This is a genomic window from Aureimonas sp. D3 (assembly GCF_001463805.1).
GTDB lineage: Bacteria > Pseudomonadota > Alphaproteobacteria > Rhizobiales > Rhizobiaceae > Aureimonas > Aureimonas ureilytica_A.
Genome location: NZ_BBWM01000038.1, coordinates 18,402 through 44,490, shown reverse-complemented (window position 1 = coordinate 44,490; position 26,089 = coordinate 18,402). Strand labels below are relative to the sequence as shown.

The 26,089-nt window shown below is 66.8% G+C and carries 23 protein-coding genes and 3 pseudogenes; 20 read left to right on the top strand and 6 right to left on the bottom strand.

The window, feature by feature from the left end:
* The first annotated feature begins 70 nt into the window (after positions 1-70).
* Both AUL36_RS12210 and AUL36_RS12205 read left to right on the top strand, forming a co-directional pair.
* The gene (locus AUL36_RS12210) at positions 71-1,573 is read left to right on the top strand and encodes an MFS transporter (protein WP_062221069.1); all 1,503 of its coding nucleotides are present in this window, start codon (positions 71-73) and stop codon (positions 1,571-1,573) included.
* Between the two features lie 150 nt (positions 1,574-1,723).
* Positions 1,724-2,290 carry a cytochrome b gene (locus AUL36_RS12205; RefSeq protein WP_062221066.1) on the top strand — a complete coding sequence of 189 codons (567 nt, stop codon included), beginning with the start codon at positions 1,724-1,726 and terminating at the stop codon, positions 2,288-2,290.
* A gap of 70 nt (positions 2,291-2,360) precedes the next feature.
* On the opposite strand, the pseudogene AUL36_RS23260 reads toward AUL36_RS12205, so the two are convergent.
* Positions 2,361-2,735 (bottom strand): annotated as a pseudogene (locus tag AUL36_RS23260) (transposase); the annotation flags it as partial.
* A 379-nt stretch (positions 2,736-3,114) separates the two neighbouring features.
* Here AUL36_RS23260 and AUL36_RS12200 point away from each other — a divergent pair.
* Entirely contained in the window at positions 3,115-5,127 is a 2,013-nt protein-coding gene (locus AUL36_RS12200) for a HAMP domain-containing methyl-accepting chemotaxis protein (protein ID WP_062221063.1), read from the top strand.
* 115 nt (positions 5,128-5,242) lie between these two features.
* On the opposite strand, the gene AUL36_RS12195 is transcribed toward AUL36_RS12200, so the two are convergent.
* From AUL36_RS12195 to AUL36_RS12185, 3 genes are read right to left on the bottom strand one after another with little or no spacing between them, the layout of a single operon-like run.
* The gene (locus AUL36_RS12195; RefSeq protein WP_062221061.1) at positions 5,243-6,184 is read right to left on the bottom strand and encodes an intradiol ring-cleavage dioxygenase; all 942 of its coding nucleotides are present in this window, start codon (positions 6,182-6,184) and stop codon (positions 5,243-5,245) included.
* Positions 6,185-6,188: 4 nt separating this feature from the next.
* Positions 6,189-7,943, bottom strand: coding sequence for an FAD-dependent oxidoreductase (locus tag AUL36_RS12190; protein WP_062221057.1), 1,755 nt, complete (start codon positions 7,941-7,943; stop codon positions 6,189-6,191).
* Positions 7,944-7,979: 36 nt separating this feature from the next.
* A complete protein-coding gene (locus AUL36_RS12185; protein WP_062221054.1) occupies positions 7,980-9,047 on the bottom strand; it encodes a maleylacetate reductase in 1,068 nt (355 codons plus the stop codon).
* Positions 9,048-9,720: 673 nt separating this feature from the next.
* On the opposite strand from AUL36_RS12185, the gene AUL36_RS24635 reads away from it, so the two are divergent.
* The 4 genes and pseudogenes from AUL36_RS24635 to AUL36_RS24630 form a co-directional block, all read left to right on the top strand.
* The gene (locus AUL36_RS24635; protein ID WP_280137985.1) at positions 9,721-10,275 is read left to right on the top strand and encodes a lactate racemase domain-containing protein; all 555 of its coding nucleotides are present in this window, start codon (positions 9,721-9,723) and stop codon (positions 10,273-10,275) included.
* Positions 10,161-10,532: a lactate racemase domain-containing protein gene (locus tag AUL36_RS24865; protein WP_280137986.1), complete on the top strand. Its 372-nt coding sequence runs from the start codon at positions 10,161-10,163 to the stop codon at positions 10,530-10,532. Before AUL36_RS24635 ends, AUL36_RS24865 begins: the two co-directional genes overlap by 115 nt.
* Positions 10,469-10,714: pseudogene (locus AUL36_RS25000) on the top strand (nickel-dependent lactate racemase); the annotation flags it as partial. The gene AUL36_RS24865 and the pseudogene AUL36_RS25000, both read left to right, overlap by 64 nt.
* A 76-nt stretch (positions 10,715-10,790) precedes the next feature.
* A pseudogene (locus tag AUL36_RS24630) lies at positions 10,791-11,062 on the top strand (nickel pincer cofactor biosynthesis protein LarB); the annotation flags it as partial.
* A gap of 31 nt (positions 11,063-11,093) precedes the next feature.
* On the opposite strand, the gene AUL36_RS12175 reads toward AUL36_RS24630, so the two are convergent.
* Positions 11,094-12,044, bottom strand: coding sequence for a LysR family transcriptional regulator (locus tag AUL36_RS12175; protein WP_062221051.1), 951 nt, complete (start codon positions 12,042-12,044; stop codon positions 11,094-11,096).
* 92 nt (positions 12,045-12,136) lie between these two features.
* On the opposite strand from AUL36_RS12175, the gene AUL36_RS12170 reads away from it, so the two are divergent.
* From AUL36_RS12170 to AUL36_RS12110, 13 genes are all read left to right on the top strand, one after another.
* Complete coding sequence (locus AUL36_RS12170; protein WP_062221048.1) at positions 12,137-13,042, top strand: dioxygenase family protein; 906 nt, start codon at positions 12,137-12,139, stop codon at positions 13,040-13,042.
* A gap of 3 nt (positions 13,043-13,045) precedes the next feature.
* Positions 13,046-14,005, top strand: a complete 960-nt coding sequence (locus AUL36_RS12165) for a VOC family protein (RefSeq protein WP_062221045.1) — start codon at positions 13,046-13,048, stop codon at positions 14,003-14,005.
* Positions 14,002-14,661: an alpha/beta hydrolase gene (locus AUL36_RS12160; RefSeq protein ID WP_062221042.1), complete on the top strand. Its 660-nt coding sequence runs from the start codon at positions 14,002-14,004 to the stop codon at positions 14,659-14,661. Before AUL36_RS12165 ends, AUL36_RS12160 begins: the two co-directional genes overlap by 4 nt.
* Before the next feature lie 73 nt (positions 14,662-14,734).
* Positions 14,735-15,553: an SDR family NAD(P)-dependent oxidoreductase gene (locus tag AUL36_RS12155; protein ID WP_062221039.1), complete on the top strand. Its 819-nt coding sequence runs from the start codon at positions 14,735-14,737 to the stop codon at positions 15,551-15,553.
* Positions 15,554-15,624: 71 nt separating this feature from the next.
* Positions 15,625-16,932, top strand: a complete 1,308-nt coding sequence (locus AUL36_RS12150) for an ABC transporter substrate-binding protein (protein WP_062221101.1) — start codon at positions 15,625-15,627, stop codon at positions 16,930-16,932.
* Between the two features lie 28 nt (positions 16,933-16,960).
* Positions 16,961-17,689: an ABC transporter ATP-binding protein gene (locus AUL36_RS12145; RefSeq protein ID WP_062221036.1), complete on the top strand. Its 729-nt coding sequence runs from the start codon at positions 16,961-16,963 to the stop codon at positions 17,687-17,689.
* Complete coding sequence (locus AUL36_RS12140; protein ID WP_062221033.1) at positions 17,686-18,414, top strand: ABC transporter ATP-binding protein; 729 nt, start codon at positions 17,686-17,688, stop codon at positions 18,412-18,414. Before AUL36_RS12145 ends, AUL36_RS12140 begins: the two co-directional genes overlap by 4 nt.
* Positions 18,401-19,258 carry a branched-chain amino acid ABC transporter permease gene (locus tag AUL36_RS12135; protein WP_062221030.1) on the top strand — a complete coding sequence of 286 codons (858 nt, stop codon included), beginning with the start codon at positions 18,401-18,403 and terminating at the stop codon, positions 19,256-19,258. Before AUL36_RS12140 ends, AUL36_RS12135 begins: the two co-directional genes overlap by 14 nt.
* 2 nt (positions 19,259-19,260) lie before the next feature.
* Positions 19,261-20,277 (top strand): branched-chain amino acid ABC transporter permease, encoded by a 1,017-nt coding sequence (locus AUL36_RS12130; RefSeq protein ID WP_062221027.1) that lies wholly within the window; start codon positions 19,261-19,263, stop codon positions 20,275-20,277.
* Positions 20,278-20,286: 9 nt separating this feature from the next.
* Complete coding sequence (locus tag AUL36_RS12125; protein WP_062221023.1) at positions 20,287-21,297, top strand: zinc-dependent alcohol dehydrogenase; 1,011 nt, start codon at positions 20,287-20,289, stop codon at positions 21,295-21,297.
* Between the two features lie 13 nt (positions 21,298-21,310).
* Positions 21,311-22,105, top strand: coding sequence for an alpha/beta fold hydrolase (locus tag AUL36_RS12120; protein ID WP_062221020.1), 795 nt, complete (start codon positions 21,311-21,313; stop codon positions 22,103-22,105).
* A gap of 22 nt (positions 22,106-22,127) precedes the next feature.
* Positions 22,128-23,348 (top strand): acyl-CoA dehydrogenase family protein, encoded by a 1,221-nt coding sequence (locus AUL36_RS12115; protein ID WP_062221018.1) that lies wholly within the window; start codon positions 22,128-22,130, stop codon positions 23,346-23,348.
* 59 nt (positions 23,349-23,407) lie between these two features.
* Positions 23,408-23,956, top strand: a complete 549-nt coding sequence (locus tag AUL36_RS12110; protein ID WP_062221015.1) for a flavin reductase family protein — start codon at positions 23,408-23,410, stop codon at positions 23,954-23,956.
* Between the two features lie 251 nt (positions 23,957-24,207).
* On the opposite strand, the gene AUL36_RS12105 is transcribed toward AUL36_RS12110, so the two are convergent.
* A complete protein-coding gene (locus AUL36_RS12105) occupies positions 24,208-25,806 on the bottom strand; it encodes a methyl-accepting chemotaxis protein (protein ID WP_244497113.1) in 1,599 nt (532 codons plus the stop codon).
* Between the last annotated feature and the right edge of the window lie 283 nt (positions 25,807-26,089).

Here is a 26,089-nt window from a genome sequence, read left to right as displayed (position 1 = left end):
ACCATCGCTTCCCAAGCGACGTGACGCCGTCCCGGTGTCCGCTCCCGTCCCGTTTCCGAAAGCCCGATCCATGACCGAGACCCTTGCCGGAAGCCGTTGGCTGGTGCTGGCCATCCTGTCCAGCGCCCTCCTGCTGATCACCATCGACGTCACCGTCCTCTACGCCGCCCTGCCAAGGCTGACGGCGGACCTGTCGGCGACCGCGTCCGAGAAGCTCTGGGTCGTCAACGCCTATCCGCTGGTCATGGCCGGGCTCCTGCCGGGACTCGGCACGCTGGGGGACCGTCTCGGGCATAAACGCCTGTTCCTGTCGGGCTTGGCGGTCTTTGGTGTCGCGTCCTTGCTGGCCGCCTTTGCGCCGACGCCGGTGGTGCTGATCGGCGCCCGCGCACTCCTTGCCGTCGGAGCGGCCGCGATGATGCCCGCGACGCTCTCGATTATCAGGCTGACCTTTGAGAACGAACAGGAGCGTTCCTTCGCGATTGGTGTCTGGGCGGCGGTCGCGTCCGGCGGCGCGGCGCTGGGACCCGTCGTGGGTGGCCTCCTGCTCGAACGCCTCTGGTGGGGATCGGTGTTCCTGATCAACGTTCCCGTGGTCTTGCTGGCCCTCGCACTCGGCGCCTGGCTGATGCCGTCGCGTCCCGGTCAGTCCACACGTCCCTGGGATCTTCTCGGCTCCTTCCAGGTGCTGGTGGGACTCGTGGCCATCGCCTACGCGGTCAAGGAAGCAGCTCGACGCGACGCGTCGCTGTTGCACGCCCTCCTGGCGGTCTTTGTCGGCGTCGTGGCCTTCCTCCTCTTCAAGCGGCGCCAAGATCGCGCCCGGCACAAGTTGATCGACTTCTCGCTGTTCCGAGACCGCAACTTCACTGCGGGCGTCGCGACGGCTCTCGTCGCGACATTCGCGCTGATCGGTTTCATGCTCGTCCTCTCGCAGCGTCTTCAACTCGTGCTGGGCTTGAGCCCGCTGGAGGCCGGCCTGTTCGCGCTGCCGATCCCGTTGGCGGCCTTCGTGACCGGGCCGATCGCAGGAGCCGTGGTGCCGCGCCTGGGCGCGACAAACATTCTCTGTGGCGGCCTGCTTCTTGCCGGCCTCGGCCTTGCGCTGTCGGGACTGACCTACGACGCGCACCTGACATGGCAGGTGCCGGGCTTCGTGCTTCTGGGAGCGGGGCTGGGCGCAACGATGACCGCGGCGTCCGGCGTCATCATGTCGAGCGCGCCCGCCGACCGGGCCGGCATGGCAGCCTCGATCGAGGAGCTGTCCTTCGAGCTCGGCGGAGCAATCGGCATCGCGGTTCTCGGCAGCGTCCTCACCGCCGTCTATGGCGGGTCCCTGGCCGTGCCAGAAGGACTGGTGGTGGCGCCGACGGCATTCGACAGCCTCGACGAAGCGCTCGTCGCAGCCGCGGCGTTGCCGGACGGATTGTCCGACGGATTCAGGAAGGCGGCGTTCGCCGCGTTCGACCGGGCGGTCATGGCCGTCATTCTCGTGGCGAGCATCGCAACGTTCGCCGCCGGGGCGGGCGTTGGCTGGATGACACGCGTTCACGGACACGGCGTGCGTCGATAAGGGCGCTCCGCATTCCTCGCGGGAGCAGGCTCGTGCATCGAACGGCATCCACCGAACCTCCACGAATCCTGCACGCCAACGCGACACGGCGATGCTCTGCTGCGGCCCTGCCGCACGCCGTCGGCGCGCCGACCGCAAACGAGATCGCCCATGGTTCACCCCGTTTCCGCCCCAGCCTTGCGCTACCCCCTGTCGCTTCGCGTTCTGCACTGGTCGCGGGCGGTTCTCATCCTCGGGCTCATCGCCTGCGGCTGGTTCATGACCGGACGAGCGGAGGACGACGCTGTAGCCGCCTGGCTCTACCCCAATCACAAGCAGTTCGGCCTGCTCGTCTGGCTGCTCGCGATGGTGCATCTCGTCGTGCGCTGGCGCGAGCGCGTACGGCTGCCGCGCGAGGCGCATGAGCTGAGGCCGTGGGAGCGCAAGCTTTCCATGGCGACACAACGGCTGATGATCGCCCTGACGCTTCTCACACCGATGTTCGGATACGCCATGTCGAGCGTGTTCACACAGAGCGACGGTGTGCCGTTCTTCGTGGTCTCGCGCCTGCCGGAGTTCCTGCCGAAGAACGACGCGCTGTTTCCCCTCTTTCAAACGTTGCACCGCTACAGCGCCTACATTCTGCTCACATGTGTCGCGCTTCATGTGGCGGGCGCGCTCAAGCATCGTGTGCTGCATGCGGGTAGCGAGAGGGACGTGCTGACACGCATGCTCTGAACGGTCCCGAGCGAGACCGTCGATCCGAGGCCGGGGGCTTGTTTCCCAGCATGAGCCCGAGATCGAGGAGCCCGGAAAACCGCCGGACGGCTTGTTTCAATCGTTGAGTGCTGTGCAAATCCTCCTTTCGGCTGGCGTCTGCTGCCTTCTGATGTGCTCGGACGTTGGTTCCGTCCAGGAACACCATGCCGAGCCTGACGCTGCGCTCCCGAACCAGTGCCAGCAGCTTTTTCCAGACGCCGAGCCGTGCCAAACGGATGAAGGTTTGCGCTGCCATCCACCACGGGCCAAACTCGGCCGGCAAGGATCGCCACGTCGCTCCGTTCTGGAAACGCCAGAGGATTGCCTCGACCGTCCGCCGCAGGTGCTGGCTCGGCACCTTGGCGTAAGGGCGACACACCTCGATCAGTGGTTCCAGATCAGACCACTGCTCTTCGCTCAGCATCCCAGCTCTCCCTCACCGGAAAAGCCAGCGACATAGAGTCAGACCCAGGCGCTAACAGGCGCCAACAGGCCCTCAAAACTTTCGCAACGGAGCCCGTTCGCTTCATGCCATCCGTCCCTGATGGGGGCGGACCCTCGTCCAACGTGGAAGAAAAACTCAGTGGCAGGTCAGATGCGCCCACACCTTCCTCTGCGCCATCTGCATCGCTGGCGCCGTCATCTTCCGGATTTGATCAATGAGTGGCGAGACTAAAGCAATCTGTACTTATGATAATCGGCACTTACATCCACGCCAGTTCTCTAAAAATAAACAGATCTCATATTATTGTGGGGAAGGTGTTTCGGAACGATCCGGCACGTGGGTTGGAGCATGTAGGCTCATGAAGATTGGTATCGGAACTAAACTCGGCTCCGGGTTTCTTGCAGTTCTGGCGATGACCGGATTTGTAGGTTACGCCGGCTACACCTCGCTCGTGCAAAGCAACGAGCAACTGAGTCTTTTCACCCACCGTCCCTTCGTCCAGATGGAGACGACCAACCAGATTCTGACGGAGCTGGAGCGTCTTCGGCGTTTCAGTCGCTATGTGATGCTGGCCGACGATGCAAAGACGCGTGACAGCTTCCAAGCGCAGCATGAAGCTGCCTGGAAGAATATCGATACTCTGGTCGAGCGCTACCTCGGTGCCGTCAGCCCGGACCACCTGGCCGAAGTGTCCGACATCCGCACGTCTATGACCCAGCTCAAACCCGTCACGGACAAGATGATGGCGATGGCGATCGAGACCGATCCCAACGAAGCCCAGAACGCGCTCCGCCTGGGACAGGCCGGTCTTGAAGAGGAAACGAAGTTGCTCGACGGGGCCATGGCGGGCGCGAGCGGGGCGGAGGCGCGCGCGGCGCGCCTGAGGGCGGAACTGGCGATGACCCGCGCCGCTCTGGCGGCCCTTGCCGTTTCGGTCGAGAAGGACGAGGCACTGAGCCAGCTGGCCAGTAAGGAGCTCGACCGGCAGATTGCGCAGGTTCGGGCCGATCTGTCCGCTCTCGGCGGGCTGGTTCCCGCGTCGGACGCCGTTCGGGCCCTGGATGCGCAATGGACCCGGCAGGCGGCGGCCTTGCGTCAAGCCGGCGATCTCGAACTCGAGAATCGCAATGCCCGATTCATCACCGCCGCCGACACCGAGCAACGTCCGCTGATGACGGCCGTTTCGAAACGTGTCAGCGAACTGGCGACCCGCGCCAAGTCGATCTCCGACGAGTATATCGCCAGCGGGCGGGAAAGTTTCGTCAACACCGTCTGGTTCCTGATCGCCTCCATGATGGTCGCGTTCCTGATCGGCGTTTGCGTCGCGATCCTCCTGTCCCGCTCGATCGCCCGGCGTTTGAGCCGCTCGGTCGTGCAGGCCCAAGCCATCGGTCGCGGCGACCTCACCGCGAATGTCGAGGCACGGGGAACGGACCAGATCGCCGATCTCCTGCGCGCCATGTCGGTGATGACGGAGCGCCTGCGCGAAACCGCCGTCGAGGTGACCGTGTCGGCCCAGCAGGTGGCCGCCGGCTCGATGCAGTCCGCCGCCACCGCAGAGCAATTGTCCTCCGGCTCGAGCGAACAGGCGGCGGCCAGCGAACAAGCCTCCGCCGCCGTGGAGCAGATGACGGCCAATGTCCGCCAGAACGCCGACAGCGCCTCGCAGACCGAGAAGATCGCCTCCACCGCCGCCGAAAGCGCCGAGCGCGGCGGCAAGGCCGTGGCACGCAGCGTCGAGGCCATGCGCATGATCGCCGAGAAGATCGCGATCGTGGAGGACATCGCCCGCCAGACCGACCTTCTGGCGCTGAACGCCGCGATCGAGGCGGCCCGCGCGGGCCATCACGGAAAGGGTTTCGCGGTGGTCGCCTCCGAGGTGCGCAAGCTCGCCGAGCGCTCCCAGGTCGCGGCGCAGGAAATCGGCAAGCTGTCGGGCGAAACCCTCGTGGTGGCCGAAGAAGCCGGTGCGCTGCTCGGCCATCTGATCCCCGATATTCGCCGCACCGCCGAACTCGTGACGGAAATCTCGGCGGCCTGCCGCGAACAATCGGTGGGCGCGGAGCAGATCAATCAGGCCATCGTGCAGCTCGATCAGGTCACGCAGGCCAATGCCAGCGCGGCCAGCGAGATGGCGGCAACCGCCGAACAGCTGTCCAGCGAAGCTCGCTCTCTCAATGTTCGAGCCGGCTTCTTCAAGGTGCCGGACGCGGCCGCCGCGCAAGGCGGCGGGGCGATGCCGCAAAGCCGGGAGGCGGAGCCTGCGCGGCGCGCAAGCTCGCCGCTTCTCCGGTTCTTGGGACGGCGCGCGGCTTCCCCCGTCGCGGCCAATGCGGAGCGGGGGGCGACGCTCGACCGGCTGAGCGCCTAGCACGGCTCGGGCAAAATCGGACCGCTCCGGAACGGAGGAGACGAAAGGCGGGAGCGGCGCGCTGACCGCTTCCCGCCGAGCGCTTTCCGCCATCATCCCGCTTGGCGGGCGGGCCTCACCGTGTGGATGCCTTCTGATCCACCGTGCCATCGGGCTGCCCGGCGCCATTGCGGGCCAGAACGAAGTCGTGCTCGACCTCCCAGAACCAGCCGTGGCGGAATGCCAGCGCGTCCGCCCGGGCCGGATCGTCGATCCGCCGGAACTCGGCGAGCAGACTTTCCTTCACGCCGAACACGGCGTCGGAGCCGATATAGGGATCGTCGGGGTCGAAGATATGCGTCGTCAGCGCCTCGAAGCCCGGTGCCTTGACGATGTAATGCAGATGGGCGGGCCGGAAGGGATGGCGGCCGAGCGCGCCGAGCAGCTTGCCCACCGGGCCATCATCGGGAATCGGATAGAATTTCGGCTTCACCGCCCGGAAGCGATAGGCCCCGTCCGGCCCGGTGCGGAACACGCCGCGCAGATTGAAGTCGGGCTGGATGCCCTTCTGCTGGACGTCGTAGAACCCCTCGTCATTGGCCTGCCAGACGTCGATCAGGGCGTCTGCGATGGGCAGGCCTTCGGTGTCGAGAATCCGGCCATGCACCAGCATGTCCTCGCCCTTGCCGTCGAGGCAGATATTGGCGCCCATGGGCATTTCGGGCGCGTCGGCGACATGGAACGGGCCGAGCACCGTGCTTTCCGAGGCGCCGGACGGCTTTCGGTTGTTGATCGCGTCGACCAGCATCGAGACGCCCAGAACGTCCGACAGGAGGATGAACTCCTGCCGCCAGTCGTTGCACATATGGCCGGTCCGCGTCAGGAACTGGATCGCGGCGAACCACTCGTCCTGCGTCGGCTCGATCTCCTTCACCGCCTCGTGCAGCTTGCGGGTCACGACCTCCATCACCTCGCGAAGGCGCTTGTCCGGCGCCCCGGCGTTTCGGGCCGTCACGACCTCGACCGAGTCCGCCTCGGTGAAGAAGCCGCCATCGCCATCCTTGGTCTGACTCGTCATCGCATCACCTCGAAAGAACGGAGTTGAGAGCCTCGCGCAGCGCCGCACCCGCGTCGGCGACCGGACCGTGTGCGCGCCAGGCGACATGATGGTCGGGGCGCACCAGAAGCGCGCCGCCATCGCGGATTTCGCTCGCGCGCGCCCAGTCGCCGCCGAGATCCTGCCAGTCGCAGCGCGGCCCGATCACCTCCGCCGCGAGGGGCAGCCCGGTTTCGGCGGCGATCTCGCGAGCGGCCTGCGCCCAGGCCCGACCGCCGATCCCGGTGAGAAGGGTGAAACGGCCGTGGCCGCACAGGTCGAGCGTCGAGACCTTCGCGCCAGCCGCGCCGTAGAGCCAGACATGGGGCAGGCGTGCGCCCGGCCATGTCGTCGGCTGGTAGTGCAACTCGGCGTCCTTTTCGAAGGCGGGTTCTGGCTGGCCGCCGGCCGCCACCGCGCCGGAGCGGTAGCGCTGGTTCATCTCGACGCCGTGTGCGTCGAACTCGTATCGCTTGAAGGCGATCGCCTCGCGGATCGCCGCCCGCTGCGCCTCGGCCTCGGCCGTGTCGTCGCAGCGCGCGTCCATGTTGGCCTGCATCGTCACCGGATCGATCGAATCGAGAAGCCCCAGCGCCCCGAAGATCGGGCCGAACTCGCCGATCGACCGATTGGCCCGCGTCACGATCTGTTTGGCGATCGGCGCGCGCTCTTGGCTGAAGCTTTCCAGGAGGTCCGCACCCGCATGGCCCTTCAGCACGAAGGCGAGCTTCCAGGCGAGGTTGAACGCATCCTGGATCGACGTGTTCGAGCCCAGCCCGTTCGAGGGCGGATGGCGATGGATCGCGTCTCCGAGGCAGAAGACGCGCCCCTGCGAGAGGCGCGTCGCGTACATGTCGTTGACGGTCCAGGTGGAGATCGACCGGATCTCGGGGTCGATGTCGGGACTGCCCACGAGATCGCGCACGACCTTTCGCGCGAAGGCCTCGTCCACGTCCGGCGGCGGCTGGTTGATGTCGTAGCCCCAGACGATGAGCCATTCGTTCCACGGCCGCACCATGCGCACGAGGCCCATGCCGATGCCGCCGACATCGGCGCCGGGCTGGACGACCCAGTAGAGAACGGAGGGGCGATGGGCGACGAAGCGGCTGAGGTCGGCCTTGAACAGGATGTTCATCGAGCCGCCGACGCCCATCCTGCCTTCGAAGGGCAGACCGAGGTCGGCGGCGACCTTGGAATTTCCGCCGTCCGCGCCGAGGAGATAGGTCGAGCGCACGGTGAAGGTCTGGCCCGTCAGGCGGTCGCGGCAGGTGGTGGTCACGCCGTCGCCGTCCTGCACATGGGACAGGTATTCCGTGGACATCCGCGCTTGAGCGCCGCGCGAACAGGCCGTCTTGAACAGCAGCGGCTCCATGAAGGTCTGCGGCAGGTCGTTCATGCGGGAGGGGGAGGAGAGAAGGTGCTCGGCCTTGCTGAGCGGGTGCTGACCCCAGCTCTTCATGCGACCGATCTCCTCGCCGGCGAGCGAGGTGCAGAAGACGTTCTCGCCCATCAGCTCCTGTTGCACGGCGAAAAGATAGGCCTCGTCCTCGACCTCGCGGCCGAGATCGCGCAGGACCTCCATCGTGCGCTGGTTGGTGATATGCGCGCGCGGCGTCTGCGCAAGCCAGCGGTAGCGGTTGATGACGAGCGTCTCGACGCCGTAGGTCGCCAGCAGCGCGGCGGCGGCCGAGCCGGCGGGGCCGGTTCCGACGATCAGGACGTCGGTTGTGATGTCAGCCATGGATTTCCTCCCGGAACGGCTTGGTGTGGTGGAGGGTCAAAGCTGTGGCGGGCGCCCCTCCCAGGCGTCCTGCAACAGCGCGCGGATATCGGTTTGCGCGAACGGGCGCGGGTTGGCGTAGGGGCTGGCGACCGCGATCTCGGCCGCCTTGTCGAGATCCGCTTCGCCGAGGCCGAGATCCTTCAGCCGCAACGGCGCGCGGAGCGTCGTTGCGAAGGCGTGCAGGCCGACGCCCGGCGAGGCCCCGAAGATCTCCGCCAGGGGGCGCAGCTCCGCTACTGCGACGGCGGCGTTGAAGCCGACCGTGTGGGGCAGCATGATCGCGTGCGTCTCGGCATGGGGCGTGTCGAACGTGCCGCCGAGGACGTGGCAGAGCTTGTGATGGAGGCCCATCGTGGACCCGCCGAGCGCCACGCCGCAGAGCCAGGCGCCATAGAGCGCGTCGGAGCGGGCGCGGGCGTCGGCCGGGTCGGCCGCGATCGCCGGTAGGGCGCGGGCGAAGGCGCGCGAGCCCTCCTGCGCCATCAGGCTGATGATCGGATTGCGGTCGGGCGCGTAGAGCGCTTCCGCGGCGTGCGCGAGGGCGTTGAGGCCGGACGTGACGCTGAGCGCGAGCGGAAGCCCGAGCGTCAGGTCCGCGTCGTAGAGGACGGTTTCGGGCAGGATCGAGGGATCGCGCCGCGTCGTCTTGCGGGCGTTTTGGGTTTCCCCGAGAATGTCGGTCATCTCGGAGCCGGCATAGGTGGTCGGAATCACCAGTTGATCCGCGCCCGTGCGCGTTGCGATGGCCTTGCCGAGCCCGGTCGTGGAACCGCCGCCGAGCGAAACCACGCAATCGGCCCCGGCGGTCCGGTAGGCTTCGAGCGCGTCTTGCGTCACCTCCACCGGCGTGTGCATCGTGGCGCGGCTGAAGACGCCGGCCGCCAGCGAGCCGAGCCGCTCCGCCAGATCCGCCGCGTCGGCTTGCTGATGCGGCGTCGACAGGATGAGCGCGCGGGTGGCGCCGAGGCGCTCGACCTCTTCGCCGACGCGCTGGATCGTGCCTCGGCCAAACACGACGCGTGTCGGCAGGCCCTTGAAGACGAAGGACGATGGCAAGCTCATGAGCTGATGTTCCTTGGTATCCGAGCGGGGATGGCGAGAGGATCGACGGTGGCGGGAAGCGCCGCTAAGAGGCACGGCGATCCGGCCGGGCCAACGCGACGCGCGGCCCGTCGCGATCGGGGCCGGACAGGTGCCGCCGCGCGACCACGCTCGCCGCCCGCCCGCCGAAATCGCCTGGATGCGCTGCCTTCGCCATGCTCCCTCCCGAAGCCTTGCAGAGAGCAAGCTAGCCGAGGACGTGCGGTGCGGAGATGATATTTTTCGGGTCTGACATAGCCGATCGTTATGAAACCCGGTGCGCGGCCACGGATTCAGCGCGACAGGCACGGATGAGATCTCCGGGCGGAGACGTTTCTTCGGGCCGTGGCACCCTCGGCCCTCGGCCCGCGACGCGGGCGCTTCGATCCGCCCGTTTCGAACACGGGCGCGGGGTTCGTGCACGAATCATCGGCCTCGGGCGCGATCACGAATTGACCGTGACGGGCTGGACCGACACGATGCAGCGCGGGGCAGGCCGTGTTCCGGAACCTTCCTTTTTCAAGACGCGCCCGGGCGGCGGATCGGGCGACGGGCCGCGCGCTCATGGGCCCAACGGGGATCCGCCTGCCGCGACGAGGGTGCCGAACCCATAGCGATCCGCTATGCGGCTTGCCGAGCAAAGGCCGGTCATGCCATGTTTCTCATCTATGATGGACGCTCACCCTCTCGAAAGGCGAAGGCCAACGCTGCACCGTCTCAGGGAAGCGGGGACAGGCGACGGGTCGAGGGGAGGACTCCGCCCCATGCGGTCGAGGCCGTCGCCACCGTCATCCGCAAGCAGCCGCTGGCCAAGCTCCCCGACCCGCCCGGCGCGGTCCTGTTCGCGCTGGATCAGCCGATCGGCGCACCGGCACTGTCGAAGCTCGCCGCCGGGCGGCGGAGCGCCGGCATCCTCATCTGCGACATCACCCGACCCGTGCCGAACGGCTTGTGCCTGCGCCCGATGATTGAGCCGCTGATGGCGGCGGGCATCGCGCGCGACAAGATCACGGTGCTCGTCGCCACCGGGCTGCACCGGCCCAATCTGGGCGAGGAACTCGGAGAACTCGTCGGCGACCCCTGGTGCTGGAGCATGTGCGGGTCGAGAACCATGATGCGCGATGGGATGAGGACCATGTCGATGTCGGCGTCACGGCAACGCGCGGAACACCCGTGCGGATCGACCACCTCTTCGCCGAGGCCGATCTGAAGATTGCCACCGGGCTCGTCGAGCCGCATTTCATGGCGGGCTGGTCGGGCGGTCGGAAGGTCGTCGCGCCCGGCGTCGCCCATCACGAGACGATCCGCACCTTCCATTCCGCGCGCTTCATGGGGATCCGCTGGCGGTCCAGTGCAATCTCGTGGGCAATTCCCTGCACGAGGAGCAGCTCGAGATCATCAAGATGCTGGGCGATCTCTACGCCCTCAATACGGGGCTCGACGAGGAGCGCGACCTCGTCTGCATGACCTTCGGCGAGATCATCGCAAGCCATGCCGCCGCCGTCGACTTCGTGTCGGGCGCGACGCGGGTGATTCTGCCCCGGCGCTTCTCCACAATCGTCACCTCGTCGGCTGGATACCCGCTGGACAAGACCTACGACCAGACGATCAAGGGCATGGTGACGCCGCTCGACATTCTGGAGCCGGGTGGAACCCTCATCATGGTGTTCGAATGCTCGGAGGGCTTCGGCTCGAACGAGTTCCGGGACGCGCAGACCCGGCTGCCGGCGCTATCGGGTCGTGATCGCAGTGGCCGGGATGGACGCAGCCCTTGCCAGCGTCCTTGGCGGGCTGGTCTCGGCACCGATGATCTGCGTGCCCACCTCCGTCGGCTACGGCGCGGCGGAGGCCGGTCGCACGGCGCTCGGTGCCATGCTGGCGAGCTGCGCCCCGGGCCTCGCCGTCTGCCACATCGCAATGGCTATGGCGCGGCCTGCGCCGCGTTGTGGATTCTGCATGGGCTGGCGAGTGTCACCGCGAGCGGTCGCGCGCCGTAAGCGCCGTGAGCCCGGTTTCAAATCCCGATCGTCAGCTTCCCCAGACCACCGAATTCTCGTGCCGCTTGATGACGTGCTTCAACTCCTCGAACGCCGTCACGACATAGCCGGCGAAACGATCGGCCGCCGGCGACTGCGGACCGGCCTTCAGGCGCAGGATGCCGAGCGAGCGGTTGGGCTGCGGAATGTCGTAGGGCAGGACGGTGATCTTGTTCTCCCGCCGCTGCGCGAACACGACCGAAAAGGGCAGAACGGCCAGGGCGTTCGTTTCCGCCAGATAATGAACGACGCTCATGAGCGAGCCGCCGGAATAGCGGATGTTGAGATCGGACATGCCGATGCTCATCAGGATCATCTGGAGGTCCGACATGAGCGGAGAGCCGGGAAGCGGGGCCACCCAGGGGTAGGTCACGAGATCCTGCGCCTGAAGCCGGCGCTTGAGAAGCAGCGGGTGATCGGGCCGGCAGGTGACGACGTTGCGGCCGGGCAGGATTTCGGTGAACTCGAAGCTCGGCCCGAGATCGAGCGTCCCGATCGGCACGATGCCGAGATCGATCTGCTTTCCCTGGAGGGCAGCGACGATTTCGGGCAGATTGAGATAGCTCTGCTCGAAGGTGATCTCCGACTCCGTGTTCTGGAACGTGGCGATCATCCGGCTGATGATGGCGTCCATGAAGAAGGGCACGCCGCCGATCCGAACGACGCCGCTCGTTCCTTTCACGAAGCCCTGGACGGCATCGGACGCCCGGCGCGAGGCGGTGATGATCGCCCGGCCCTGCGCCGCGAGCTGGGCGCCGAGAGGCGTCGCCTGGAGGGGACGGCGGCCTTTCACGAACAGGGGCTCGCCGACCCGCGCCTCGAGCATGGCGAGCGACCGGCTGACGGCCGGTTGCGTCAGGCCCAACAATCCCGCGCCCTCCGACACGCCGCCTCCGTCGAGAACGGCGGCGAGCTGCATCAGGTGTCGTTCGTTCAGCTTCATACCAAATTGCTATATCGACTCGGCAAGAACTCATCAATAGCCGGCTATAGGCGTGCTAGACCATGGCGCAAGGGAGCGGGAGGTCCCGATGGATGGGCGTCAGCCACGAGAGCGCGTCCCGGATCGTGCATCCGGCGTCGCGGACGATCGCCGATGAATTCGTGCGACGCCTGCAGGAGGCCGGTCCGTCTCGCCTCGCCGATGTCGCCGGAACGAGCGTCACCCTTCTTCACGCGCTCCTGGCGGAGCTCCGGCCCACCCGAGACGAGTTCCTGGCCGCGATCGAGTTCCTGACCGAGGTCGGCCATCACACGGACGCCCGGTGTCAGGAATGGGCGCTCCTCGCCGATGTCGTCGGCCTCGCCTCCCTGATGGAGGATCTCAATCATCAACGGCCCTCCGGCGCCACGCCGAACACCTCGACGGGTCCTTTCTATCGTGCCGACGTGCCGGTCCTGCCCTTCGGGGCGGACATCTCGCGCGACGGGAAGGGCGAGCCGCTTCTCGTCGAGGGGCGGGTGCAGGATCTCGACGGACGAGGGCTGAGCGGCGCTCTTGTCGAAGTCTGGCACGCCAATGCGAAGGGGCTCTACGAGAACCAGGACCCCGACCACCAGCCGGAGCACAATCTGCGCGGCCGGTTCAGGACGGACGGGCAGGGGCGCTTCCGGTTCGCCAGCGTCAAGCCGGGCGGCACCACCCTGCCGACGGGCGGCCCTGTCGGGCGGCTCGCCGAACGGCTCGGGCTTCGCCTCAACCGACCCGCTCACATTCATTTTCGCGTTTCGGCGGCCGGTTTTCAGACGCTGACCACACAGATTTTCGACAAGGCCGACGCTGCGGTGCGCGACGACGCGATCTTCGGGGTCAAACCCGGGCTCATGGCCGAATTCCACGCGCATCCGGCAGGGGCGGGCTCGCGCCGATACGGGCTCGATCTGATCCTCGTGCTCTGCCCCCAGTCTTCAGAACAACCCGAACAAACAGGAAGGATCTAGACGATGGCTCTGGTCAACGGCTTCCATCATCTGACGATGTCGACGGATGGCGCGCAGGAAGACTTCGACTTCTACACGAAGACGCTCGGCCTCCATTCGGTGAAGCGCACCGTTCTTTTCGACGGCACGATCCCTGTCTACCACCTCTACTACGGATCGCCGAACGGCGACGCCTCGACCATCATCACGACCTTTCCGTTCCGCAAGCCCGGCGTCTACGGCCGCCGAGGCACGAACCAGTCCCGCGCCATCATGCAGGCGATCCCGAAGGGGGCCGCCGCCTTCTGGGAGGACCGACTGAACGCCCATGGCATCGCCGCCTCGCGGGTCACGCGCTTCGGAGCCGACCGCGTCGTCTTCGCCCATCCCTGCGGTATTGTGCACGAGCTTGTGGAGAGCGACGGCGACAGCCGCGAGCCGATCGTCAACGCGGCGAAGGGCATCGGTCGCGAGCACGGCATCAAGGGCATCTACGGCGCGAGCGTCGCGGTCATGGATCGCACCGCGATGGACGACTTCCTGACCATCGCCCTGCCTCTCGAAAAGGAGGCCGACACGCAGGAGGGCCTGGTGTTCCGGGTTCCCGACACGAACGGCGTTGTCCAACGCGTCGAGGTGCTCGTCGATCGCGACAGTGCGCAGGGGACATGGACCCTGTCGGGCGGCACGATCCACCATCTCGCCCTCAATACGGGCGACGAGGAAAGCCAGATGAAGCTGCGCGCCCATATCGAGGGGCTCGGCTTCACCGACATCTCCGAGCAGAAGGACCGCAACTACTTCAAGTCCTGCTATGTCCGCTCCCCGGGCGGCGCGCTGTTCGAACTGGCCTGGACGACGCCGGAGGGCTGGGCCAAGGACGAGGCGCCGGGAGAGATCGGCAAGACCCTCGTGTTCCCGCCCTGGTTCAAGGACCGGGAGGACGAGCTGCGCGCCGGCCTCGAGGAAGCGACGTTCCAGTGAGCGCGCCTGACGCCTCCCTCCGGATCGGCCCGCGCCGGCCGCAGGCCAGGATGGTCTGCGTCTTCGTTCACGGGCGCGGCCAGTCTCCCGAAGAGATGGAGACCGGCGTCCTGTCGCGGCTCGATGCGCCGGACGTCGCCTTTCTTCTGCCGCGCGCCCCCAAGGGCGCGTGGTACGAGGCCCGCGCCGTCGATCCGCTGACCTCGGCGACGCGCTCGGCCCTCGATGAGGCGATCGACCAGCTCGCCGCGGCGATGGATGAGGCGCGCGCGGCCTTTCCGGGCGTTCCGGTGCTTCTCGGCGGTTTTTCGCAAGGGGCGTGCCTGTCGATCGAATATGTCTGCCGCGGCCTGTCCACGCCCGACGCGCTGATCGCCTTCACCGGCTGCCGCGTCGGCACACCCCAGGACGACCGGCCGGACGATCTGCCGAAGGGCCTGCCGGTCTATCTGTCGGGCGGCGACGCCGATCCCTGGATTCCGGTCACGGCCTTCGCCGATGCGGCCCTGTCGCTCGGGCGCTCGGGCGTCCGGCTTCGGGCCGATCTCTTCCCCGGGCGGGGCCATGAGGTCTGCGACGCGGAAATTGCGATGATGGCGTCGGTTCTCACCGACCTCTCGTCGGGACGAGCCGTGGGGTTCGGAGCGCCCCGGTGAGAGCGCGCTGCGTCGTCCCGCCGGCGCGCGGCGCAAGCTGGCCCAAAATCTGACGGAAATCGAGGAGGAGCACATGGGCGCATTGGAGAGAATGTTCGACGTCCGGGGCCTTTGCGTGATCGTGACGGGCGGCGCGAGCGGCATCGGGCGCGCCTATGCCGAGATCATGGCGGAACGCGGCGCACGTGTGACGATCTTCGATCTCGACCCGGACGGCCTTCAGCGAACCGTCGAGGCGATCCGGGCGGCGGGCGGCGATGTGGAGGGCGAGGTCGTCGATGTCGGCGACCGGCCGGCCATGGCGGCGGCCTTCGACAGGGTGGCCGAGAGGGCAGGGGCGATCGACGTCGTCTTCGCCAATGCCGGCATCGATGCCGGGCCGGGCTTCATGGCGCCGGACGGCACGCGCAATTCCGCCGGCGCCATCGACACCCTGCCCGACGAGCATTGGGACAAGGTGATCGGGATCAATCTCACCTCGGTCTTCACCACGATCAAGAACGCCGCCCGGCACATGAAACCCAAGGGGCGCGGCCGGATCATCGTCACGTCGTCGATCGCCTCGCTGATCAACGAGAGCATCGTCGGCACGCCCTACATGCCCGCCAAGGCCGGCGTGAACCATCTCGTGCGGCAGATGGCGATGGAGCTCGGCGCCTACGGGATTCTCGTCAACGCGATCCTGCCCGGTCCCTTCATCACCAACATCGCCGGCGGACGCCTGCGCAATCCCGAGGATCGTCGGGCCTTCGAGGCCATGTCGCTGATCGGGCGCATCGGCGATCCCGAGGACATCAAGGGCCTCGCCCTCTACCTCGCATCCCCCGCCTCGTCCTACGTCACCGGCTCGCAGATCGTCATCGATGGCGGCGCGCTGTTGCGGATGACGTAAGGGCAGCCAGGATCCTGCCGGCGCCGGGGGGAGGCCCGGCGCCGGACTTCATCGAAACGGGAGGAATGGGCATGACAGAAACAACCGACCAGCGGGCATCCGTCCGGCAGCCGAACCGCCGCACGCTTCTGAAGGGGATGGGCGCGGGCGTCGCCGCCGCGACGGTGGGTATGCCGACCTATCTGCGCGCGCAGACGGCCGGGACGATCAAGGTCGGCTATATCACGCCGGCCACCGGCCCCCTTGCCCTGTTCGGCGAGACCGACGCCTACATGCTCGCCAAGATCCGCCAGACGCTCGGCGGCAAGCTCCAGGCGTCCAACGGCAATGTCTACGACATCGAGATCATCGAGCGCGACAGCCAGTCCAACACGAACAAGGCCGCCGAGCTCGCCGGCGATCTGGTCCTGAACGAAGAGGTCCACCTCCTCGTTCCGGCCTCCACGACCGACACGATCATCCCGGCGGCCGAACAGGCCGAACTCTATGAGACGCCCTGCATCTCCTCCGGCGCGCCCTGGCAGGCGGTGGTCATGCCGCGCGGCGGCAACGAAGCGCCCTTCAACTGGACCTATCACTTCTTCTGGGGCCTCGACGAGGCGCTGAATACTTTCGTCGGCCTCTGGAACGGGCTGGAGACCAACAAGAAGGTCGGAATGCTGTTCCCTCAGAACATCGACGGCCTGACCTGGGGCAACAACGAATACGGCCTCCCCGCGCCGGCCCGTGCCGCCGGCTACGACGTGACCGTTCCCGGCTCCTTCCAGCCGCGCACCAACGACTTCTCCGCCCAGATCGCCGAATTCCAGAAGCAGTCCTGCGAGATCGTCGGTGGCATCACCTATCCCGACGATCTGAAGACCTTCGTCACGCAGTGCAACCAGCAGAATTTCCGGCCCAAGGCCGTGACGGTCGCCGCCGCGCTCCTGTTCCCCAGCAGCGTCGAGGCGCTGGGCAAGCTCGGCGACGGCATGACCTCGGAGGTCTGGTGGACGCCGGCCTTCCCCTTCAAGTCGTCGCTGACCGGCCAGAACAGCCGGGACGTCGCCGATCGCTGGGAAGTGGAGACCAAGCGGCAGTGGACCCAGCCTCTCGGCTATTCGCACGCGCTGCTCGAGGTCGTGATCGACATCCTGAAGCGCTCCGCCAATCCGCTCGACCGGACCGCCAACCGCGACGCCATCGCCTCGATCGATCTTCAGACGCTGGTCGGGCGCATCAAATTCGATGGCTCGACGCACAAGAACGTCTGCAAAACCCCGATCTTCGGCGGCCAGTGGGTGAAGGGCAAGACATGGCCCTTCGATCTGAAGATCGTCGACAACTCGGTGAACCAGCTCTTCGCGCCCGAACAGAAGATCAAGCCGCTCGCCTGGTGAGGTGCAGCGGAACAAGCGGAGAGAACCGATGACGGAGCCAGTTCTCCTGGAGGCTCGGAACGTGTCGAAATCCTTCGGCGCGCATCCCGTCCTGCACGACGTGAGCTTCGATGTGCGCCGGGGCGAGGTCCTCGGCGTGCTCGGACCGAACGGGGCGGGCAAGACCACCCTGTTCAATGTCATCAGCGGGGACCACAAGGCCTCCGGGGGAACGATCTCCCTCGATGGCACGGCGCTCGGGGCCGAGCCTCCGTTCCGGCGCTGCCGGATCGGGATCGGGAGGACCTACCAGATCCCGCGGCCCTATTCGGGCATGACGACCTTCGAGAACCTTCTGGTCGCGGCGACCTTCGGGGGCGGCCGGTCGGAGGCGGACAGCTACGGGTTCTGCGCCGAGGTGCTGCGCGACTGCGAACTGGCCGGCAAGGCCAATGTCGCGGCCGGGACGCTGACGCTCCTCGACCGCAAGCGTTTGGAACTGGCGCGCGCGCTCGCCTCGGACCCGCGCCTCCTGCTTCTCGACGAGATCGCCGGCGGCCTCACCGATGGCGAATCCAAGGACCTCGTGGCGCTGATCGGGCGCATCCGGCAGCGCGGCGTCACGATCGTCTGGATCGAGCACGTCCTGCACGCGCTCCTGGCCGTCGCCGACCGGCTGATGGTGCTCGATTTCGGCCGCAAAATCGCCGACGGCTCCCCGGCCGAGGTGATCGCGATGCCCGAGGTCCGGCGCGTCTATATGGGGATCGAGCCATGAGCGCCGTTCTGTCCACGCACGGGCTGATTGCCCGTTACGGCGACTTCCAGGCGCTTCACGGCGTCGATCTCGAACTCCATGCCGGCGAATCCGTCGCGCTGATCGGGGCGAACGGGGCCGGCAAGTCGACCGTCCTGCGCTCGGTCATGGGGCTTCTGCCGGTGGCGCCCGAGATGGTGCGCCTCGCGGGCCGTCCGGTCGGCGGGATCGCGCCGCAGCGCATGGTGTCCGAGGGCGTCGCCATCGTTCCGGAAGGACGCCGGCTCTTCCGCGGCATGTCGGTGGTCGACAATCTGCGCGTGGCCGTCGATCAGGCCGCGCGCGCCGGCGCCAAGGGCGGCTGGACGATGGAGCGCCTGTACCAGCTGTTTCCGGTCCTGAAGGAAAAGGCGCGCGCGCCCGTACAGAGCCTGTCGGGCGGACAGCAGCAGATGGTGGCGATCGGCCGCGCGCTCCTGTGCCAGCCGCGCCTTCTCCTGTGCGACGAGATCAGTCTCGGCCTCGCGCCCAAGGTGATCCGGGAAATCTACGCCGTTCTTCCCGAAATCCGCGCGGCGGGAACCGCGCTGATCGTGGTGGAGCAGGATGTCGGCCTCGCGCAGTCCGCTTCCGACCGCCTCTATTGCATGCTCGAAGGGCGGATCACGCTGACCGGCCGCTCCACCGACATCGCCCGCGCCGCGATCGACGAGGCCTATTTCGGAGTGCGCCATGCAGTGGCTTGATGCCCTCGTCCAGGGAATCCTTCTCGGCGGAATGTATGCCCAGTATGCGCTCGGCATGGCGCTCATGTTCGGCGTCATGCGGATCGTCAACATCAGCCACGGCGATCTGGTCATCCTCCTGTCGCTGATCGGCATTTCGATGGCGGCCAGCTGGAATTTCGGTCCGATCGCGATCCTGTTCATTCTCGTGCCGATCGCGGTGGCGCTCGGCTGGTTGTTGCAGATGCTGGTGCTGAACCGCGTCGTCGGGAGCGATCCGCTGCCCTCGCTGATCGCCACGTTCGGCCTCTCCATGGCCCTGCAGAACCTGATGCTGCAGGTCTGGTCCGCCAACAGCCGGTCGCTGCCCGGCGGCGGGGTGGAGAGCCTGTCGGTGGATGTCGCGGGCATCCATATCGGCCTGCTTCCGATGATCGTCCTCGGCGTCGCCAGCGCGCTGACCTTCGGCCTCGACGCGACGCTGAAATTCACCCGCTTCGGACGTTCGCTGCGCGCCGCCGCCTCGGACGTGGAAGCGGCGTCCATGACCGGGATCAACCCGCGCGCCGTCTACGCGGCGGCGACCGCCGTCGCGGTCGGCATTCTCGGCTTTGCCGCCGTGTTCCAGACGCTGCGCTCGACGGTTGCGCCCGCCGACGGTCCGGCCCAGCTCATCTACGCCTTCGAAGCCGTCATCATCGGGGGCATGGGCACGGTCTGGGGCGCGTTCGCCGGTTCCATGATGCTCGGCATCGCGCAGGCCATCGGCTTCCGCATCGACCCCGGCTTCGGCGTGCTCGCCGGCCATCTCGTCTTCCTGATCGTTCTCGCGACCCGCCCGCAGGGCCTTTTTGGAAGGTCATGACCATGAGCCTAGCCGCTGCTCCTCCCGCCGTGACCGTGATCCGGCAGACGACGTCCGGTCGCCTCGCCCTGACGCTTGCGGCGCTCGCGCTTCTGACCGTCGCCGTCATGCCCTGGTGGGCCTCCACCGGCACGATCCGATCGGTCCTCGTCCTGTGCTGCTACATCGCCATCGCGCAGATGTGGAATCTCCTTGCCGGTTATGCGGGGCTCGTTTCGGTCGGGCAGCAGGCTTTCATGGGGGCCGGCGGCTACGCGCTGTTCGTGCTCGCTCAGACTGTCGGCATCAACCCGTTCGTGTCGGTCGCCCTCGCTCTCGTTGTTCCGGTGATCCTCGCGGTGCCGGTCTATCTTCTCCTGCACCGGCTCGAGGGGCCGTATTTCTCGATCGGAACCTGGGTCGTCGCCGAGGTCTTCCGCCTCGTCTGCACCAACCTGCCGCTGGTGAACGGCGGCGCCGGCATGTCGCTGCGGGTGATGGGCACCTATTCCGCCTTCGAGCGAAACGTCGCCATGTCGATCCTGTGTGCGGTGATGCTTCTCGTCACGCTCGGCGGCAGCTACTGGCTCCTGCGCTCGCGCTTCGGCATCGCGCTCGTCGCGATCCGCGACAACATGACCGCCGCCGCGAGCCAGGGCGTGGACGTCGCGCGGCTGCGCTTCCTCGTCTTTGTCGCGGCGGCGGCGGGCTGCGGCCTCGTCGGGGCGGTGTATTTCATGGCGCAGCTGCGCATCACGCCCGGCGCGGCCTTCGACCCGATGTGGGCGAACGTCGCGATCTTCATCGTCATGATTGGCGGCATCGGCTCGATCGAGGGCGTCCTGATCGGCGCGCTCGTCTTCTTCCTCGCCGAGCGCTGGTTCGCTTCCTACGGCTCGGTCTACTTCGTGGCGCTCGGCCTCCTGACGCTCGCCACCGCCCTGTTTGCGCCCAAGGGCATCTGGGGCCTGGTCTCGCAGCGCTGGGACATGTCCTGGTTTCCGACCGGCCGGCGCCTCGCCAACCCCCTTCGCAGCTGAGGAGCCGTCATGAAGGCCGCCATTTTCGATGAGGTCGGAACCCCCTTGCGCATCGGCGACATGGCCGATCCCGCGCCGGGGCCGGGCGAGGTGGTCCTACGGGTGGAGGCCTGCGGCATCTGCGGCAGCGACCTTCACATGACCCACGATCCCGCGCCGTTCGGCCTTCTCGCGCCCTTCGTCCTCGGTCACGAGATCGCGGGCGAGGTCGTCGCCCTGGGCGCCGAGGTGGCGGACCTGCGCGAGGGGGACCGCGTCGCCGTGACGCCGATGCGCGGCTGCGGTCATTGCGACGCCTGCCGCGAAGGGGACCCCGCACGCTGTTCCGCCATGACGCTGATCGGCGGCGGCTATGCCGAGCGTGTTCTCGTCGCCGCGCGGCAATGCCGGGTGCTGCCGGACGACGTGACAACGGCCGATGGCGCGCTGGCCGAGCCGCTCGCCGTCGCGCTCCATGCCGTTCTGCGCTCGCAGATGAAGCCCGGCGCGCGCGTCGCCATTCTCGGTGCAGGTCCGATCGGCCTTCTCGTGGCCTTCTGGGCGCGGCGGCTGGGGGCGAACCGTGTGGCGATCGCCGATCTCAACACCCATCAGCGCGAGCGGGCGCTGCAACTCGGGGCGACCGGTTTCGCCCTGTCGAACGAGCGGCTGACGGAAAGCCTCGCGGAACTCTGCGGCGGCGCGCCCGACATCGTGTTCGAATGCGTCGGCCGTCGCGGCCTGATCGAAACCGCCATGCGCGCGGTGCGCCTGCGCGGCACGGTGGTGGGCGTCGGCCTGTGCCTCGGCGGCGACGAATGGAACCCGTTCGTCGCGCTGTCGAAGGAAGCGCACCTCGTCTTCTCCGCTTTCTTCCACCAGGGAAACGAGTTCGGCATGGCGATCGAGGCGCTGCGCGGCGGCGGTCCCCAGGCGCTCATCACCGACCGGATCGGCCTTTCGGCGGTCCCCCGGGTTTTTGAAGATCTGCGACGGCGCACCGGGACGTGCAAGGTGCTGATTCAACCTGCCAAGGCTTGAGGAGACGACCAACATGACGGTTGCGTTCGAAACGCTCCGCTTCGAGATCGACGGGGTCGAAACGGTGGTGAAGGCGATCGGCCAAGGCCCGACCCTTCTCTATCTCCACGGCGCGGCGACGCTCGAAGGCTTCGACTTCGCGGCCGTGCTGGCCGATCGGTTCCGCGTTCTGTGCCCGAGCCATCCCGGCTTCGGCTTCTCGGGCGATGCGCCTGACGTGTCGGGCATGACCGACATGGTGCTGCATTACCTGAACCTTCTCGACAGGCTCGCTCTGCCCGAGCCGCCCCATCTGATGGGCTTTTCCATGGGCGGCTGGATGGCGAGCGAACTCGCCGGCCTCGCGCCCGAACGCTTCGGCAAGGTCGTGCTCGTGTCCCCGGCCGGTCTCAACGATCCGGCCTATCCCGCGACGGATCTCGCCGCCGTCCAGCCACAGGCGCTTCCGGCCTATCTGTCGCACGATCCGTCCGTGGCTCTCGGCTACTTCCCCGATGGTTCGGACGAGGCGGCCGCGCAGCGCTTCGGCGCGGACCGTGCGCGCGAAGGCGCGGCGGTCGGCCGCCTCACCGCGCCCTTCGGCATGGGCCACCCGAACCTCGCACGCTTTCTGCGGCGCATCCGCCAGCCCGCCCTCGTCGTGTGGGGCACGAACGACCGGCTGCTGCCGGCGGGGCAGGCGGACCTCTGGGCTGCGGCGCTGCCCGACGCGCATGTCCTCCTGGAGGAAGGCGCCGGGCATCTGATCCTGCAGGAGCGGCCGGACGTCCTGCAACGAATTGGCGACTTCCTCGACGAGGCGTCCTGACACAACAGCGGAGGATACGATCATGAACAAACCCATCCATCACAGCTATTGGGGCTCGAGCGTCGATCATCGGCAGCTCCTCGACAAGGTCGCCGAGATCGGCCCGCTTCTGGAAGCCAATGCCGAGGCGGACGAGGCGAATGGCGAGCTGACCGCCGACAGTTTCGAGGCGCTCAAGCCGTTGCGCATGTCCCACGCGCTGGCCGCCGAGGCGCTGGGCGGGGCCCAGTTTCGCCCGACGCAGGTGCTGGAGCTTCTGGAAGCCATCACCTGGCATTCCGGCGCGGCGGGCTGGGTCTCGATGGTTCACTGCTGCATCGGCGCGATGTCGGCGGCCTTCCTGCCCGACAGCGCGGTGGAGCGCCTGTTCGGCCCCGGCACCGACAATCGCTTCTCCGGCCAAGGCGCGCCGCTCGGCTTGTTGACGAAGGTCGAGGGCGGCTACCGCCTGACCGGAAAGTGGAGCTACGGCAGCGGCTTCAGCCACGCCACCTATTCCCACAGTGCCGCCTTTCTCGACGACGGGACGGGCAGGCCGGCCAAGGACGCGGACGGCAACGCCCTCATCCTGTGCGCCCATGCGCCGATATCCGAACATGACAAGCTCGGCAACTGGGACGTGCTCGGCCTCAACGGCACGGGGAGCATCGACTACGCGGCCAACGACGTCTTCATTCCCGACGATCTGGTGTTCCCGATCCAGACGGCCGTTCCGCAGCGTCAGAGGGAGCTCTTCAGCCTCGGCGTCGTGGGTCTTGCCGCGATCGGCCACACCGGCTGGGCGATGGGGCAGGGCCGGCGGATGCTGGACGAGATCGCGAGCTTCGCCCGCTCCAAATCCGGGCGCGCCGGTCTGATCGGCGAAAGCGAGAAATTCTGGTACGATTACGCCCGCCTGGAAGCCCGCTACCGCGGCGCCCGCGCCTTCGTCTTTGAGGTCTGGCGCGACGTCGAGGCCACGGTGGAAGCGGGCCATCCGGTTTCGACACGCCAGATCAGCCTCGTTCATCTCGCCAAGTCCGAGATCCACGAGGTCGGCGTCGATGTCTGCACCTTCGCCTACCGCGCCGCCGGCGGCGCGTCGCTGCGCGCGGGAACCCTCCAGCGTACCTTCCGCGAGATGATGGTGGGCGCCAATCACTTCACCATCGCGCCCGGCATCGTGACCTCGGCGGGCCGCAATATCGGCGGGCTCTGGCCCGATCGCGTCTGGCGCTTCTACGACCTCGTCGAACCGAAGTGAGCCCGTGGCCCGGCGCGGGTCGCCGGGCCACCCCTTATGTTCAATGCGAGACAAGGCCGATGAACCAGCAGTCCAAGATGTCCGACGCCTTTCGCACGGCCTTCCGCCACCATCCGGCCGGCGTTGCCGTCGTGACGGCCGATCCGGGCGACTGCCCGGTGGCGCTGACGATCTCGTCGCTGATCTCGGTCAGCGCGACTCCTCCGGTGATCGCCTTCTCCCTGTCGGCGCGCTCGAACTCCACCGAGCCCATGCTGCGCGCCGAAACCATGGTCGTGCATTTTCTGCGCTATGCCGATCTCGATCTCGCCCAGCTCGGCGCGTCGAGCGGCGCGGAACGCTTCGGCGCGGCCGCGCCGTGGGAGCGGCTGTCGACCGGCGAGCCACGCTACACCGGCGTCGGCACCTGGTTCCGCGTCCGCAAGCTCGGCCTCCTTCCGGTCGAAGGGGCGACGCTGGTGGCGGCCGAGCTCCTTGAGGGCGAGGTGGGCTCGGACGGGGACGCTTCCGACATCGACGCTCTCGTCTATCAGGACCGCCGCTGGCACCGCCTCCAGAAGGGCGTCGACGCCTCGGCGCACCTCTGCGACCTATCCCATTTCCTCTAGATGTTCGATCCCGGGGTTTGATGGTGTGACCCTTTCCGTAGAATGGAAAGAGGCACTATGGGGCAGGTACGTCACGGCAGCGCCATAAGCATGCACACCACCCGCCGACGCACGAGCTGGGTCCGGCGAGTGACCTGCCATCTAAAGGCAGGGTCCGATCGTCCGGAGCCCGCGCCACCGACCGCATACGAGCCTCGGCAGTTTGAACCCCGGCCGAGGTCGCGGACTAACTCAGAACAGCCCGAGAACTCTCATGACGCCTGGGCCAAAGTCCGGGTCATGACCACTGGAGCAAGTCGGCTTACGGAGGATCTACCCTTCAGCTGGCTCTCGTTCGGTGACGTCCCGCTGGTGTCAGCGTCGGACACCTCATGATGCACAGGAGCAGAGGTGGTCTCCCCGTCCAACGTGAAGAAGCTGACATGCTCGCTGAGACGGGCGGCCTCGGTGGACAGTTGCTCGGCGGTCGCCGCCATCTCGTTGGCGGCCCCGGCATTGTTCTGCGTCACGTGATCGAGCTGCTGAATCGCCTGATTGATCTGTTCGATGCCGACGGACTGCTCGCGGCAGGCCGCCGAAATCTCGGCCACCAGATCAGCCGTACGCCTGATGTCGGGCACCAACCGGCTCAGCATGTCGCCCGCTTCCTCGGACCGAACGAGCGTCGAGTTCGATAGGTCGCTGATTTCCATCGCGGCCTCCTGGCTCCGCTCGGCCAGTTTTCTCACTTCCGAAGCGACCACCGCGAAGCCCTTCCCGTGCTGCCCCGCCCGCGCCGCCTCGATCGCCGCGTTCAAGGCGAGAAGGTCGGTCTGACGCGCGATCTCGCGGATGATCGCGATCTTCTCAACGATGATCCGCATCGCTTCCATCGACTCCACCACGGCCGTGCCTGTGCGCTCCGCGCTGGCATTGGCCTGGATGGCGATCTTCTCGGTCTGCGAGGCATTGTCGGCATTCAGCCGAATGTTTCCCGCCATCTGCTCCACGGCGGCCGTGGCCTGCTCGGACGCCGCTGCCTGCTCGGTCGAACCAGCGGACAATTGCTCGGCTGTCGCAGCAGAATGCGTCGATCCGGCGGAAACGCTGGTGGCCGATATTTGAGCGGCCTGCAGCGCCCGGACCAGATTGGTCCGCATGCGCTCCGTCAGGATCTGCAACTCGCCGCTCAGACGTCGCGAGCCGTTCGAGTGAGCGGGCCGCAGGTCGCCCTCGGCAAAACGGCTGATCTGGGCAGAGACGAAGCGCAAAGGCGCGATAGCCTTCCGGTTGAAGAAGAGGAGGCCGCCCAGAAAGAGAGCGAGGGACATGGCGGAGACGAGGCTGGAGAGAACGAGGAGGGAATGCGTCTTCTCCGCAGCCTTCTGCTCCTTCTCTCGGGCATAGGTGGTGGCATCTTTCACGAGACTGTCGACGGCGGCCGCATGCTGACTGAACGTCTGCCCGAGAGCCTTGAAAGCGGTGTCGATTTGCGCCGCGTCTCCCGACCGGATGGCAGGAAGAGCCTGAGTATCCAGCACCCTCCAGAACTCCCGAGACGTCGCCTGGACAGGGCCGAGCAGCGCCGTCTTCAACTGACTGGCGAGTTCGTGGGAGCCCCAATAGGCGTTCCGCTCCGTGTAACTGGCGCGCGCGGCCTCGATCGACTTCAGGATCGGATCGAGATCGCCTTGAGAAAATCTCGCCTGAAACGCCAGTCGATAGGCTCCCGACAGGAAGAGGGGCGGTGGCAGGATGTCGGCTTGAAGATCGCGCCCGGCAATAATGCGATCGTAGTTTTCGCTGCCGATTCGTAAGTTAAGGAATGCATATGTTTGCGTTCCTAGCTCTGCGGCAAACAGAAGCGTCACAAACGTTCCGAAAATAAGAAGCATCTTTGAGGCGGACAAGGCAAAAAACCTCAGATAACGAGAATAATAAACACCACTTGCTATGATAAGGATATTGGTTTGCCGGTTAAGTAAATTCTATTCGGCCGGAAAAGCTGTATGCTGAGGTTAAGAGAGTTCTGATTTTAACTCATGATTATGAATATGACCGAATTGAAAGAACCGAAGGTCCTATCTCCTCGTTTGAAACAAACGAGATGAAAGGTCCCAGATGGGTCGATGTTTCTGGCAACTCGTCCCACCA